The 15,132-nt window shown below is 60.5% G+C and carries 12 protein-coding genes; all 12 read left to right on the top strand.

The genetic code is table 11. The features are described from left to right. Nucleotides 1–17 precede the first annotated feature (17 nt). Nucleotides 18–746 (top strand): FtsL-like putative cell division protein, encoded by a 729-nt coding sequence (locus LRS06_RS03235; protein ID WP_257870156.1) that lies wholly within the window; start codon nucleotides 18–20, stop codon nucleotides 744–746. Then, nucleotides 730–2,118, top strand: a complete 1,389-nt coding sequence (locus LRS06_RS03230; RefSeq protein ID WP_308239865.1) for a penicillin-binding transpeptidase domain-containing protein — start codon at nucleotides 730–732, stop codon at nucleotides 2,116–2,118. The genes LRS06_RS03235 and LRS06_RS03230 overlap by 17 nt, the downstream gene beginning before the upstream one ends. Continuing rightward, the gene (locus tag LRS06_RS25315; protein WP_308239864.1) at nucleotides 2,057–3,055 is read left to right on the top strand and encodes a penicillin-binding transpeptidase domain-containing protein; all 999 of its coding nucleotides are present in this window, start codon (nucleotides 2,057–2,059) and stop codon (nucleotides 3,053–3,055) included. Before LRS06_RS03230 ends, LRS06_RS25315 begins: the two co-directional genes overlap by 62 nt. A 44-nt stretch (nucleotides 3,056–3,099) precedes the next feature. Further along, nucleotides 3,100–4,587 (top strand): UDP-N-acetylmuramoyl-L-alanyl-D-glutamate--2,6-diaminopimelate ligase, encoded by a 1,488-nt coding sequence (locus LRS06_RS03225; RefSeq protein WP_257870155.1) that lies wholly within the window; start codon nucleotides 3,100–3,102, stop codon nucleotides 4,585–4,587. A gap of 139 nt (nucleotides 4,588–4,726) precedes the next feature. Beyond that, nucleotides 4,727–5,947 (top strand): phospho-N-acetylmuramoyl-pentapeptide-transferase, encoded by a 1,221-nt coding sequence (mraY, locus tag LRS06_RS03220; protein WP_257870154.1) that lies wholly within the window; start codon nucleotides 4,727–4,729, stop codon nucleotides 5,945–5,947. Nucleotides 5,948–5,950: 3 nt separating this feature from the next. Then, nucleotides 5,951–7,357, top strand: a complete 1,407-nt coding sequence (murD, locus tag LRS06_RS03215; protein ID WP_257870153.1) for a UDP-N-acetylmuramoyl-L-alanine--D-glutamate ligase — start codon at nucleotides 5,951–5,953, stop codon at nucleotides 7,355–7,357. A 60-nt stretch (nucleotides 7,358–7,417) separates the two neighbouring features. Further along, nucleotides 7,418–8,596: an FtsW/RodA/SpoVE family cell cycle protein gene (locus tag LRS06_RS03210; protein ID WP_257870152.1), complete on the top strand. Its 1,179-nt coding sequence runs from the start codon at nucleotides 7,418–7,420 to the stop codon at nucleotides 8,594–8,596. Nucleotides 8,597–8,642: 46 nt separating this feature from the next. Beyond that, nucleotides 8,643–9,767: an undecaprenyldiphospho-muramoylpentapeptide beta-N-acetylglucosaminyltransferase gene (gene murG, locus LRS06_RS03205; RefSeq protein ID WP_257870151.1), complete on the top strand. Its 1,125-nt coding sequence runs from the start codon at nucleotides 8,643–8,645 to the stop codon at nucleotides 9,765–9,767. 21 nt (nucleotides 9,768–9,788) lie between these two features. Next, entirely contained in the window at nucleotides 9,789–11,225 is a 1,437-nt protein-coding gene (gene murC, locus LRS06_RS03200) for a UDP-N-acetylmuramate--L-alanine ligase (RefSeq protein ID WP_257873369.1), read from the top strand. Next, on the top strand, nucleotides 11,209–11,973 hold the full coding sequence (locus LRS06_RS03195) for a cell division protein FtsQ/DivIB (protein WP_257870150.1): 765 nt from the start codon (nucleotides 11,209–11,211) through the stop codon (nucleotides 11,971–11,973). Before murC ends, LRS06_RS03195 begins: the two co-directional genes overlap by 17 nt. Nucleotides 11,974–12,059: 86 nt before the next feature. Next, nucleotides 12,060–13,424, top strand: a complete 1,365-nt coding sequence (gene ftsA, locus LRS06_RS03190; RefSeq protein WP_257870149.1) for a cell division protein FtsA — start codon at nucleotides 12,060–12,062, stop codon at nucleotides 13,422–13,424. A 128-nt stretch (nucleotides 13,425–13,552) separates the two neighbouring features. Further along, nucleotides 13,553–15,055, top strand: a complete 1,503-nt coding sequence (ftsZ, locus tag LRS06_RS03185; protein ID WP_257870148.1) for a cell division protein FtsZ — start codon at nucleotides 13,553–13,555, stop codon at nucleotides 15,053–15,055. Nucleotides 15,056–15,132 lie beyond the last annotated feature (77 nt).

The raw sequence follows: 15,132 nt of genomic DNA, 5'->3' as shown, positions 1-15,132 counted from the left end.
TTATTAATTCCAGAAACGTGGCTATCAATATCATTAAACCTACCGCCAGCCAGCCCCGCGCCAACGTGCCCCGCTACGTGGAGCCGGAACCTGCGCCGTTGCCAGAGCCCCCGGCACCCAAGCCTACGCCTGAGCCGGAAGTGCGCGAGCGGCGCCCTAAGGTAGAAGCACCGCGTAGCTCCTGGAGCGTATTCTCGCTGCTGGAGCGCGTCACGAACATGGATGGCCTGTTCCGGGAAGGCCTGCCCGTACGCTTTCTGCCGCACGTGCTGTTTATCATGTTCCTGACGCTGGTGTATATCGGCAACACGCACTACGCCCTGCGCATGAACCGCAGCATCCAGAAGCTTAAGCTGGAAACCGAAGACCTGCGCGCCGACTACACTACCCTGAAGTCGGACTACATGGAAGCTAGCAAGCAAAGCGAAGTGGCCCGCCGCGTAGCCGCCTACGGGCTGGTGGAAAGCTCCTCGCCGCCTTTCCGTATTACAGTTCCCGCCGGCCGCCTCGACGAAGCCGAGCTGGACCGCGTGCCCCTGCTCACGGCCGACTCCGTGGCCGCCCAGGCCATTGCCGATTCGGCTCTGCGCGCCCAGCAGGCGGTGGCTCCGCTCACGGGCTCCCCCGATGATGATCTGGTAGGTGCCCCGCCCGTGCCGGTAGGCGTGCCTACTACCGAAGCTGCGGCCGCTCCGGCCGCTTCTGCCCCTCGTTCTGCCCCGCGTAGAGATGAAAGGAAACGTTAAAAAATCCATTGTTACCCGCGTCCGGCTGGCTTTCCTGGGCGTGGCGCTGTTTTCTGCGGCCATCGTGATGAAGGTGTGGCGCATTCAGTTTCAGGAAGGCGACCGGTGGCGCGCCCTGGAGCAGGAGCGGCGCATCGTGTACCAGCCCGTGTTTGCTACCCGCGGCAACATCTACTCCGACAACGAAAGCATCATGGCCACCTCGCTGCCTTTCTACCGGGTGGCCTGGGACCCGAGCGTGGTGGACGACCGGCTGTTTGAGCAGAAAGCCGACTCGCTGGGGCTGCTCTTGTCGCAGTTCTTCGGGGACAAAAGCGCCCAGGAATACACGCGCAAGCTCAAAAACGCCCACGACCCCAAGCGTAACGTGCGCTACATCCGGCTGAACTCCCGGCAGATCAACTTCCAGGAAAAGAAGCTGATGGCGACGTGGCCCATTTTCCGGGCCGGCAAAAACCGGGGCGGGGCCATCTTCGAGAAAGTCGACAAGCGTTTCCGGCCGTTTGGCGGGCTGGCGCAACGCACCATTGGCTTCGTGAACGAGGACAAGAACGGCGCGGGCCTGGAGTACACCTTCAATCAGCACCTGGCCGGCAAAGACGGCGAAGCGCTGTTTGAGCGCCTGCCCGGCGGCAACAAGCCCATCTACGACGGCACCGAGGTGAAGCCCGTGCCCGGCTACGACGTGAAAACCACCCTCGACATCAACCTGCAGGACGTGGCCGAAAACGCACTGTACAAGTCCCTGGTGGACAACAACGCCCAGTACGGTACTGTGATTCTGATGGAAGTGAAGACCGGCGAAATCAAAGCCGTAGCCAACCTGGGCAAGGTGGCCGAGGGCGTGTACCGCGAGGATTACAACTACGCCATTGCCGACCAGGGGCGCACCGAGCCGGGCTCTACCTTCAAGCTGGCGTCGATGATGGCTATTTTTGAGGAAAACCCCGACCTAACCCTCGACGACATGGTGAACACCGGCAACGGCCGCATGTACGTGGGGGGGGCCGTGAAAACCGACTCCCACGGCTACGGCAACATTACCGTGAAGCAGGTGTTCGAGAAATCCTCCAACATTGGCGTCGCCTGGCTGGCCGACCACACCTTCAGCAAAGACCCCAGCAAGTACACCGACTACCTCAAGCGCTTCGGGCTGGACAAGCCGCTGGGCTTCCAGATGAGCGGCGAGGCCCGGCCCTACATCAAAGACCCCCGGGACCGGAGCTGGAGCCGCACTTCGCTTACCACCATGAGCATCGGCTACGAGCTGAAGCTGGCCCCCCCTGCAGACGCTGGCCTTCTACAACGCCGTGGCCAACGGGGGCGTGAAGGTGCAGCCTATTATCGTGCGCGAAATCAAGCAGGCCGATAAGGTGCTGGAAAGCTTTGAGTCGAAGGTGCTGAACCCCAAAATCTGCTCCGACGAAACCCTGGCCAAAGTGCGCGCCATGATGGAAGGCGTCGTGACGGAAGGCACCGCCCGCGGCATCCGCTCCCAGGATTTCACCATGGCCGGCAAAACCGGCACGGCGTGGAAGTTCAAGAATGGCGCCTATACCAAAGTGTACTCGACCTCCTTCTGCGGCTATTTCCCGGCCGATAAGCCCAAGTACTCCTGCATTGTGGTAGTCGATTCGCCCAAGAAAGGCCGTATCTACGGGGCCGACGTGGCCGCGCCCGTGTTCCGCGAGGTAGCCGATAAAGCTATGGCCCGCGACGCGGCCAGTCAGCGCCCCCTGCTGGCCCGCGCTCCACAGAAAAAGCAGCGTATGCCTACTATTGGGGTAGGCATGCAGGACGAGCTGCAGCTCGTAACTCAGCACATGGGTTTGCCTTCCCAGACGGCCACCAGCGCCGAGGACTGGGTGCGCGCTGATACCGGCCAGGGCAGCAAAACCCTCACCTGGCAGGAACAGCCCGTGCAGCGCGGCCGCGTGCCCAGCGTGGTAGGCATGAGCTTGCGCGACGCCCTGTTTCTGCTCGAAAACCGTGGCCTGCGGGTGCGCCTGAACGGCACCGGCCGGGTGCGGGCGCAGTCGTTGGCCGCGGGTGCGCCTTTGCAGCGCGGCGCGGTCATTTCCCTCACGTTGCAGCCCATTGGGCAAACCTCGGCGCCGGCCGCGCCCGTAGCCGCGCCCGAAACCCCTGACCTGGCCGAAAACAAGCTCATCACTCCCGCCGATCCCGATCCGGCCAAGGTGAAAGCGGCTTTGCTGGAGCGCCAGCGCAAGCTGCGCCAGCAGCTGAACGGGGGCGCTGAGCAGGCCCAGGCCCGTGCGGCGGAGTCTACCAAATCCAACCGAAAATAACGCTTACCTCGGCTGGCGCGGCTTTGCGCCGGCTTGTCTTGCTCATGCCTGATCTGACTTCGCCCTCTCATTCGCTTTCTGCATTGCTCGCCGGCCTGCAGGTGCTGGCCCAGCACGGCTCTGCAGAAGCCGCCGTACAAGGCCTTACGCTGGACTCGCGGCAGGCCGCGCCCGGTACGGTGTTTTTCGCCCTGCGCGGAGCTACCGTTGACGGACACCAGTTTATCTCTAAAGCCGTGGAGCTGGGCGCCAGCGTAGTAGTGGCCGAAGAGTTGCCGACGGAGCTGAACCCGAACACTACGTATGTGCAGGTAGCCGACAGCGCCGAGGCTATGGCCCGCGTGGCGGCGGCTTTCTACGGGCACCCGTCGCAGAAGCTGCAGCTGGTGGGTGTTACGGGCACCAACGGCAAAACCACCTGCGCCACGGTGCTGCACAAGCTGTTCCGGGAGCTGGGCTACCACGTAGGGCTGCTGAGTACGGTGCAGAATCAGATTGACGAAGAAGTAATTCCGGCCACCCACACCACGCCCGACGCCATTCGGCTGAACGCCCTGCTGGCCCGCATGGTGCAGGCCGGCTGTACGCACGTGTTTATGGAAGTGAGCAGCCACGCTGTGGTGCAGCACCGCGTAACCGGCCTGCACTTTGCGGGCGGCGTGTTCACCAACCTCACCCACGACCACCTCGACTACCACGGCACTTTCCAGGAATACCTGAAGGCCAAAAAGGGCTTTTTCGACGCGCTGCCTAAGTCGGCGTTTGCCCTTTCCAATGCCGACGACAAGCGCGGCCCGGTGATGCTGCAGAACGTGACGGGCCGCCGCGAAACCTACTCCCTGCGCGGGCCGGCCTCGTTCCGGGGCAAGCTGATTGAAAATGCCGTGCACGGCCTGCACCTGGAAATCGACGGGCGCGAGGCGCAGTTCCGGCTGATTGGGGTGTTCAATGCCTACAACCTGCTGGCCGTGTACGGGGCAGCGGTGCTGCTGGGCGAGGAGCCCACGGAAGTCCTCACGGTGCTGTCGGGGCTGACCTCAGCGCCGGGCCGCTTCGAGCCGGTGGTGTCGCCGAAGACGCGCGTGACCGGCATCATAGACTACGCCCATACGCCGGACGCGCTGGAAAACGTGCTCCAGACCATTGCCGATATCCGCCAGCCCAGCCAGCAGGTGATTACGGTGGTGGGCTGCGGCGGCAACCGCGACGGGGCCAAGCGGCCCATCATGGCCAATCTGGCCTGCCAGGGCTCCAGCCGCGTGGTGCTTACCTCCGACAACCCCCGCTTCGAGGAGCCCCAGGATATTCTGGCCCAGATGCAGGCTGGCGTGCAGCCCCAGGACCTGGGCAAGGTGCTCACCATTGCCGACCGGCGCGAGGCCATTAAAACGGCCTGCGCGCTGGCTGGCCCCGGCGACATCATACTGGTGGCCGGCAAAGGCCACGAGTCCTACCAGGAAATCAAAGGCGTAAAAACTGATTTTGACGACAAACAGGTGCTGACCGAAATGTTTGCGCTGCTGGGTAAATGAGCTTTAGCGCCTCGTGTTTAAGGTGCCAAGTCAGCAACCCAAACCATAAAGATTCCCTCCCTGCGCACCCGGTACCCGGCCCGAAGCACTAATTTTGCTGTTCGGCTTTCGATTTTCCTGACCCGCTGACTTCGCCTTCATGTTGTATTACCTCTTTACTTACCTCTACCAGCACTACCACATTCCCGGCACCGGCGTGTTTCAGTACACCACGTTCCGGGCGGCTATGGCAGTGGTAACTTCGCTGATCATTGCCCAGTACTTTGGCGCACCGCTGATCCGGCTGCTCCAGCGGCAGCAGATCGGCGAGTCTATCCGCGACCTGGGTTTGCAGGGGCAGATGGAGAAGAAGGGAACCCCCACCATGGGCGGGCTCATCATCCTACTGGCCATTCTGGTGCCGGTGCTGCTGTTTGCCAAGCTCGACAATATCTACATCGTGCTGATGATTCTGAGCACCGTGTGGCTGGGCCTGATCGGGTTTGTGGATGACTATATTAAAGTAGTGAAGAAGGACAAGGAAGGGCTGGCCGGGCGCTTCAAGGTGCTGGGCCAGATTGGCCTGGGTATTACGGTGGGCTGGGTGCTGTTTTTCTCGAAGGATGTGACCGTGCGCCAGTACCTGCTGCCCAACGGCGACCTGTCGGCAGTGGATGCCAGCACCGTGTACCAGGACGTGAAGCTGATGATTACTACCATTCCCTTCGCCAAAAACAACGAGCTGAACTACGGCAACCTGTTCAGCTACGCCGGGCCGTACTTCAACGGGCTCTACAGCATCCTCTATATTCCTATCGTCATCCTGATCATCACGGCCGTAAGCAACGGCGCCAACATCACCGACGGCCTCGACGGGCTGGCGGCCGGCACTTCGGCCATTATCGGCATCACGCTGGCTATTTTCTGCTTTGTGAGCGGCAACGCGCTGCTGGCCGACTACCTCGACATCATGTACATCCCCAACTCCGGGGAGCTGGTTATTTTCTGTACGGCTTTCGTGGGGGCGTGCGTGGGCTTTCTGTGGTACAACTCTTACCCGGCGCAGGTATTCATGGGCGACACCGGCTCCCTAGCCATTGGGGGCATCATTGCGGTGCTGGCCCTCATCGTGCGCAAAGAGCTGCTGATTCCGGTGCTCTGCGGTATTTTCCTGGTCGAAAACCTGTCGGTGATGCTGCAGGTGAGCTACTTCAAGTACACCCGCCGCAAGTACGGGGAAGGCAAGCGCCTCTTGCGCATGTCGCCGCTGCACCACCACTACCAGAAGCTGGGCTACCACGAAAGCAAAATCGTGTCGCGCTTCTGGATTGTGGGCATCATGCTGGCCGTCATTACCCTTGTCACCCTCAAACTCCGCTAACCCATGACGGCAACTGCAAACGGCCAACGACTGGTAGTGCTCGGCTCGGGCGAAAGTGGGGTAGGAGCGGCGCTGCTGGCGCAGGCCAAAGGCTACGACGTGTTTGTGTCGGATGCCGGAACGCTCAAGCCAAGCTATAAAGAGAAGCTGCAGGCGGCGGGCATCCGCTTCGAGGAAGGCCAGCACACGCTGGCGGAGATTCTGCAGGCCACGGAAGTGGTGAAAAGCCCCGGCATCCCGGAGAAAGCGCCCGTAGTACAGGCCCTGCGCGAAAAGCAGATTCCCATCATTTCGGAAATTGAGCTGGCCGGGCGCTACACCCGGGCGCGGTGCATCTGCATCACGGGCACCAACGGCAAAACCACTACCACGCTGCTCACTTACCACTTGCTGAAGGAAGCGGGCCTGCGCGTGGGTTTGGCCGGCAACGTGGGCTGTTCGCTGGCCGAGCAGGTTATCGACGACCAGTTCGACTACTACGTGGTGGAGCTGAGCTCATTCCAGCTCGACGATACCTACGACTTCCAGCCCTGGGTGTCGGTGCTGCTCAACATCACCCCCGACCACCTCGACCGGTACGATTACTCCCTGGAAAAGTATGCCCAGTCCAAACTGCGCATCACGCGCAACCAGGACAGCCAGGGCTTTTTTATCTACAACGCCGACGACGAGACTATTCAGCGCTACTTCCAGGCAGCTCTACGGCCGGTACGGCAGCTGCCCTTCAGCCTCCATGCCCGGCCCGACTACCACCTGGCCGGCTACTACACCGGCGAAGAGCGGCTGTGCGTGGACCTGGAGCCCGGCTACTACAGCAAGACCGAGGAAATCAGTACCAGCAGCTCGCCGCTGATTGGCCAGCACAACCGCCAGAACATTCTGGCGGCCATTCTGTGCGCCCGCGTAGTCGGCGTGGAAGCCGGGCAGATTGAAGCTGCCTTGGCTACCTTCCGTAACGCCGACCACCGTCTGCAGCTCGTGGGCGAAATAAATGGCACCCGCTTCATCAACGACTCCAAAGCCACCAACGTGGAAGCCGCCTGGTACGCCCTCGACGGCATCCGGCAGCCCATCGTCTGGATTGCGGGCGGCACCGACAAAGGCAACGACTACTCCCCGCTGCTAACCCTGGCGCAGTCGCGCGTGAAGGCGCTGATTTGCTTGGGCGTAGACAATGAAAAGCTGAAAGCCGCCTTCGGGCCCGTGTTGCCGCTGGTGGAGGAAACCCAAAGCATGCAGCAGGCCGTGCGCCGCGCCGCTAAACTCGCCCAACCCGGCGACGTGGTGCTGCTCTCGCCCTGCTGCGCCTCCTTCGACCTGTTCAAAAACTACGAGGACCGCGGCCGGCAATTCGCCGCCGCCGTGCAGTCACTCGCCGATGAGCAAACCAACGAGGAAGCCAACGAATAGCCTGGGCGCTGCTACCAGGACCGAACGCACTATTTCACCACTTCATCATTTCACCGCCGGATGGACATCATTAAAAGCTGGCTGCAGCGCAATCTGAAGGGTGACCCGGTGCTCTGGGGCATTGTGATTCTGTTTTCGCTTATCTCCATTGCGGTGGTGTACTCGGCTACGGGTACGCTGGCCTACAAAAAGATGGGCGGCAACACGGAGTACTTCCTCATCAAGCACACCGGGCTGATTTTCGTGGGCTTGTTCTTTATGTGGCTGGCCCACCGCATCGACTACCGGCACTACTCGCGCCTGTCGCTCTATGCCCTGCTGCTGTCGGTGCCGCTGCTGCTGTTCACCTATTTCATGGGCTCGAACATCAACGAGGCCTCGCGCTGGCTTACCATCCCCGTCATCAACCAAACCTTTCAGCCCTCCGACCTGGCCAAACTGGCCCTCATTGCGCACCTGGCCAGCATGCTCAGCCGCCGCCAGCAGCACGTCGACGATTTCAAGACCACGCTGCTGCCCGTAATGCTATGGGTGGGGTTGATCTGCGGCATCATTATCCTGAGTAACGCCTCCACGGCGCTGCTATTGTTTGCTACCTGCCTGCTGCTCATGTTTATCGGCCGCGTGCCGCTCAAGCAGATGGCCGTCATGATTGCCATTGGGGCCGTGGTGGGCGGCCTGGGCCTGGCTACCGGGCAGCGCTTCAAAACCGTGCAGTCGCGCATCGAGAACTTCACCGACAAAACCAAGCCGGTGCCGTTTCAGCTGGAGCACAGCTACATTGCCATTGCCACGGGTGGCGTATCGGGCAAGGGCCCCGGCAAAAGCACCGAGCGCAACATTCTGCCCCACCCATACTCCGACTTCATTTACGCCGTTATCATTGAGGAGTACGGGATGCTGGGTGGCGTGACCATTCTGTTTCTGTATCTCGCCTTCCTGTACCGGGGCCTGATTACGGTAATGAACAGCTACGGCGCGTTTGGGGGGCTGCTGTCGGCCGGGCTGAGCTTTAGCCTGGTTTTGCAGGCCATGGTGAATATGGGCGTGGCCGTGGGGCTGGGCCCGATTACCGGACTGCCGCTGCCCTTGCTGAGCATGGGCGGTACCTCGCTCATCTTCACTGGTATCAGCATCGGCATCATCTTGGCCGTAAGTCGCGGGGAGCGGGAGCTTCGCCCCATGACCGGTGAGCCGGCCGATACAGCCCGAATTCCAAAGAAAACGGCGCTGGCGTAAATAACCCTGAGTAATTAGATTTTCTTCTGCTTCCCAACCCAATCCAATGCCCAATTCAGAATTGAAGCCCTACCGCGTCATCATCAGCGGTGGCGGTACGGGCGGGCACATCTTTCCGGCCGTGGCTATTGCCAATGAGCTGCGCCGCCGCCATCCGGCCGCGGAAATTCTCTTCGTGGGAGCCAACGGCCGCATGGAAATGACGCGAGTACCAGAAGCCGGCTACCGCATCGTGGGCCTTGATATTACGGGCTTGCAGCGCCGCCTCACCCCCCAGAACCTGCTGTTTCCGGTGCGCGTGTTTCGTTCGGTGCGAAAGGCGGGCAAGCTGCTGGAAGAGTTTCAGCCCGATGCCGTGGTGGGTGTGGGCGGCTACGCCTCGGCGCCGGTGCTGCTGGCGGCTACCTCGCGCGGAATTCCGTCGCTCATTCAGGAACAGAACTCCTACGCCGGCCTGGTGAATAAGCTGCTGGCCCGGCGCGTAAGCAAGATCTGCGTGGCCTACGGCGGCATGGAAAAGTTCTTTCCGGCTGATAAGCTGGTGCTGACCGGCAACCCCGTACGCCGCGAAATAGCCCAGGGCAGCCGGGAAGAAGCTCTGCGCTTTTTTGGCCTCGATGCCAGCCACCCGGTGTTGCTGGTGGTGGGCGGCAGCCTGGGCGCCCGCACCCTCAACCACGCCACGGCGGCCGCGCTGCCGCGCCTGAAATCGGCCGGGGTGCAGCTGCTCTGGCAAACCGGCAAGCTGTATTACCCCACTGCCCGCGAAGACATGGAGCCCTACCCCGGCACCGGCCTGCACGCCCTGGAGTTTGTGCAGCGCATGGACCTGGCCTACGCCGCCGCCGACGTGGTGATTTCGCGGGCCGGAGCCTTGTCGGTATCGGAGCTGTGCCTTACGGGCAAGCCCTGCGTGCTGGTGCCTTCGCCCAACGTGGCCGAGGACCATCAAACTAAAAATGCCCGCGCCCTCGTCGACCAGGATGCGGCCCTACTCGTGACGGATGCCGAAGCTGGCCTGCGTCTCTACGACGAAGCCCTGGCCTTGCTCGGCAACCCGGCTCGGCAGCAGCAGCTGGCCGCCAGCATCCGGCGCCTGGCTTACCCAAATGCCACCACGACCATCGTGGATGAGCTCGAAAAGCTGATGACCCGGCCCTCGCATTCTTAATTCCTCACCTCTAGTTCTGCTCTGATTTTGAATTCTGTCGCTGCGTTTCCGTACATCTACTTTCTGGGAGTTGGTGGCATTGGCATGTCGGCGCTGGCGCGCTGGTTCCAGGCCAATGGCCACCACGTGAGCGGCTACGACAAAACCTCCACGCCGCTCACGCAGGCGCTGGAGGCCGAAGGCATCCTCATTCACTACGAGGATGCCGTCGACAACATTCCGGCAGAGGTGCGCGCAAACCAGGCCCAGACACTGGTCGTACTCACGCCCGCCATTCCGGCCGACCACAGGGAGTGGGCCTGGCTGCGCGAGCAGGGGTACGATATCCGCAAGCGCAGCCAGGTGCTGGGCATACTCACGCAGGGCCGACCCACTATTGCGGTGGCCGGCACCCACGGCAAAACCACTACCAGCAGCATGGTGGCGCACCTGCTGCACCACGCCGGCGTGCCCTGCGCCGCGTTTCTGGGAGGTATTTCCGTGAACCTGGGCTCCAATCTGCTGCTGCCACCAGCCACGCAAAAGCCAACTGAAATTCCGGTAGTAGTGGAGGCCGATGAGTACGACCGGTCGTTTCTCACCCTGCGCCCCACCATTGCCATCGTCACCAGCACCGACGCCGACCACCTCGATATCTATGGTCACAAGGATGCGCTGGTGGAATCGTTCCGGCAGTTTGTAAGCCAGATAGCGCCGGGCGGAACGCTTATCATCAATCACACTGCCGATGCCAGCGTAGAGGCGGCCGCGCCGGCCGGGGTGCGCGTTATCCGCTACGGCCTCACGCCTGAGCAGGGGCCGGAGCTGCATGCCTCCGCTATTACGGCCCGGGGCCACCAGTTTCACTTCAATCTGCACGGCCCAGCCGGTGTGGTGCCGGACCTAAAGCTGGCAGTACCGGGCTACCACAATGTGGAGAACATGCTGGCTGCGGCCTGCGTAGCCCTGCTGCAGGGCGTGGCCTCGCAGCCTCTGCAAGCTGCCGTGGCCGCCTACCAAGGTGTAAAGCGGCGGTTCGAGTTTATCGTGACCACGCCCGACAAAATATACGTGGACGACTACGCGCACCATCCGCGCGAAATCGAGGCCTTTTTACGTTCCTTACGGGCCTTATATCCAGGCAAAAGACTGCGCGTAATTTTTCAGCCGCATTTATTTTCGCGCACCCGGGATTTCGCCGCTGGCTTTGCTGAGAGTTTAAGCATTGCCGATGAAGTACGGCTGCTGGATATTTATCCGGCGCGCGAATTACCGATGGCGGGAGTTTCTTCCGAAATAATTTTCCGGGATATTACGTCACCCTCTAAACTGCTGCAAACCAAAGAACAAGTGCTGCACGACGCCGAAACCAATACTACTTTCGACGTGCTGGCTACCGTTGGTGCGGGAGACATTGATCAATTGGTGCCGCGCCTGAAAAATATTTTACAAAACCGTTGGCATGGATCTGAAGCGTAAGGCAAATAATTTACTTTTTGCTACTGGGTGTCTGGTACTTTTCGGGGCTCTGGCCGTGTTTGCCGGCGTGCGCCAAACCCAGCGCCCTATAGGGGAGGTAGTCGTTTCCATTGGCAACGAATCCAACAACTACTTCATCAGTGAGCGGGAAGTAACCAGCCTGCTCACGCGCAACGGCCGCCAGCGCCTTGAAGGGGCCGGCACCGAGGAGCTGAACCTGAAAGCGCTGGAAAACCGCCTCAAGACCCACAGCTTCGTGAAAGACGCGCAGGTGTACCGCGACTTGGCCGGCAACCTGCACGCCGATGTGCGCCAGAACCGCCCCATTGCCCGCCTCGTGCACGCTAATACCCGCTTAGACAGCTACATCGACGCGGAAGGGGAGCAGCTGCCTTTGTCGAACCTGTTCACGGCCCGGGTGGTGCCGGTATCGCGCCAGGGCAACCAGCCTTTGCAAGCTGCATTTTTTCGGGATTCGACCGGGCGCCGGTATTTGGATTTCCTCCGGTATATCGATGAGCATCCGTTCTGGCGGGCCCAGGTAGCGGAAGTATTTATTGGGCCAAATGGAAAATTATCCTTCACCCAGCAGGTAGGCGACCAGCGTGTAGAATTTGGCTTTCCCGAGAATATTTCGGAGAAATTTGCGAAACTAATGGTATTTTACCGGCAGATACCGCCCGTATTAGGCTGGGACACGTACCACCGCGTCAACGTCGAATTCAAAGATCAAATCATTTGTGAGTAAGCAGCGGCTTGCTTCTACGCTGCAAATAGGCGTTTTTTGCAGAACATCCCCTCCCCGAACCCTCCAACCTCACTCGCTTCCGTCTCATGCAACACGATAAGATTGTAGTCGGCCTCGACATTGGTACTACCAAAATCTGCGCTCTGGTAGGGCGCAAAAACGAGTTCGGCAAGCTTGAGATTCTGGGCATGGGCAAAGCCGTGTCCGAAGGCGTAGTGCGCGGTATCGTGTCGAACATCGACAAAACCGTGGACGCCATCAAGAAAGCCATCCGTCAGGCCGAAGAGCAGTCCGGTATCAATATTGGCGTGGTGAACGTGGGTATTGCCGGTCAGCACATCAAGAGCCTCCAACACAACGGCAGCATCACCCGCGCTTCGCAGGATAGCGAAATCACGCAGGACGACGTGAACCGCCTCACCAACGACATGTACCGGCTGGTAACCCCGCCCGGCTCCGAAATCATCCACGTAATGCCCCAGGACTACAAGGTGGATTACGAGGAAGGTATCATGGATCCGGTGGGCATGTCGGGCGTGCGGCTGGAAGGCAACTTCCACATCATCACGGCGCAGAGCACGGCCATCAACAACATCAACAAGTGCGTAACCAAGGCCGGGCTGGAAATCGACAACCTGATTCTGGAGCCCTTGGCCTCGAGCATGTCGGTGCTGAGCGAGGAGGAAAAGGAAGCCGGCGTCGCGCTGATTGACATCGGCGGCGGCACCACCGACCTGGCCATCTTCAAAGATGGCATCATCCGCCATGCGGCCGTGCTACCGTTCGGTGGCAACATCGTAACCAGCGACATCAAGCAGGGCTGCCTGGTAATGCAGAACCAAGCCGAGCAGCTCAAGGTGAAGTTCGGCAAAGCCATTGCTGAGGAAGCCTCCGAGTACGAAATCGTGAGCATTCCGGGCCTGCGCGACCGGGCACCCAAGGAAATTTCCCTCAAAAACCTGGCTTACATCATTGAGGCCCGGATGGAGGAAATCATTGAGCTGGTGTACGCTGAAATCCAGCGCACCGGCCATGGCGACAAGCTGGCGGCCGGTATTGTGCTGACGGGCGGCGGCTCGCAGCTCCAGAATCTGGTGCAGCTTACTGAGTACGTAACTGGTCTCGATACCCGTATCGGCTACCCCAACGAGCACCTTGGCAAAAGCAAAATTGAGGCGGTGAAGTCGCCAATGTATGCTACCACCGTGGGCTTGGTGCTGTCGGGCTACCGCTCCCTTGACGAGCGGCAGAACCGCAACTCCCACGAGGAAGAGTTGTACCGCCCCGCGCCCGAAGCCCGTCCGGCCATTAGCACGCCTGCTCCGGTGGCTTCCGCCCCAGCGGCCCCGGCCGAGCCCAAAAAGCCTTCCGGCGCCGGCAAGTTTTTCCAGGACATCATCAGCCGTACCAAAGGGCTGCTGATTAATGATTTCGACGACCAACAGTACTAAGGTCAATTAATAATTAAGAATTACTAATTTAGGAATTGAGTTGGCAAAGCGACCCTATCAAAGGTGCTTGGCAGACTCTCAATTCTGATTCTTAATTCTTAATTATTAATTATTAATTGACACTCGTCATGGATTTCAAATTCGATATACCTTCCCAATCCAAGTCCATCATCAAGGTGATTGGCGTTGGTGGTGGCGGCTCCAACGCCGTCAACCACATGTTCAGCCAGGGCATCAAGGACGTGGAGTTCATCATCTGCAACACCGACAAGCAGGCCCTTGCTTCTTCGACGGTGCCCAACCGCCTGCAGATTGGCATGGACCTGACCGAAGGCCTGGGCGCCGGCGCCAACCCGGAGCGCGGCAAGCAGGCCGCCATTGAAAGCCGGGAGCAAATCCGCGAGCTGCTGAGCAACGGCACCAAGATGGTCTTCATCACGGCCGGTATGGGCGGCGGCACCGGTACCGGCGCGGCGCCTGTTATTGCCAAAGTAGCCAAGGAACTGGGCATTCTGACGGTGGGCATCGTGACGGCGCCATTCATGTTTGAAGGCAAGAAAAAGCGCCAGCAGGCCGAAATGGGCATCCGCGACCTGAGCGACAACTGCGACACGGTGCTGGTGATTCTTAACGATAAGCTGCGCGAGATTTACGGCAACCTGCCCATCCGCGCCGCCTTCGCCAAGGCCGATAACGTGCTGAGCACGGCCGCCAAATCCATTGCCGAAATCATTACCGTGACGGCCGATGTGAACGTGGACTTTGAAGACGTGAAAACCGTCATGAAAGACTCCGGCGCGGCCGTGATGGGCAGCAGCATTACGGAAGGGGAGAACCGGGCCCGCCGCTCGGCCGAGGAAGCCCTGGCTTCGCCGCTGCTCAACAATACCGACATCCACGGAGCGCAGAAAATCCTGCTCTCCATTATGTCGGGCGACCAGGCCGAGCTGGAAATGGATGAGCTGACCGAAATTACGGAGTACATCCAGGATAAGGCCGGCCAGAACGCGGAGGTAATCTTCGGACACGGAATTGACCCCACGCTGGGACAGAGCATCCGTGTGACGGTTATTGCCACCGGTTTCGCCCGCGACGCGCACACCATCACGCAGGTGGCGGCTTACTCCAACGAGCCTGCCGTGACCCCCAATCCGCAGATTGATATTTTCGACAAGGACCGTCAGGATGCGCCGTCAGCAACGACTTCGGTAGTGCCTTCATTCGGAGCGCCGGTGCCGGTAGCTTCGGCACCCAGTGCACCGGAGCCGCCCAAGGTCACGTTCGACCTCGAAACCTCGCCGTACACGTATGAGCCCCCGGTAGCAGCGCCCTCCACGCCCGCCCCCGAGCCTATCGTATTCCAGCACCCGGCGCCCGCCCCGCAACCGCTGGCTTCGCGGCCCGCGCTGGATGCCCGCGCTGATGAGCGGCGCCGCCGCCTGCAGGAGCTGAGCAACGGCCTGACGAATGAGGCTATCAAAGACCAACTGGATACGCCTGCCTACCTGCGCCGCCAGGTGAAGCTGGAAAATGTGGTGCCATCGAGTGAGCGGAATATTTCCCGCTTCAACCTCTCCGACGACAACGAGCTGCTGGGCGACAACCGCTTCCTGCACGACAACGTGGACTGACACTAAGGAAATTACCCTTATCAGGCAGCCGCTGGAGCAATCCGGCGGCTGTTTGCTTTTTCGTGACCAAGGGAAGC

This window comes from Hymenobacter sp. J193 (genome assembly GCF_024700075.1).
Taxonomy (GTDB): domain Bacteria; phylum Bacteroidota; class Bacteroidia; order Cytophagales; family Hymenobacteraceae; genus Hymenobacter.
This window is presented reverse-complemented; position numbering and strand designations above follow the sequence as displayed.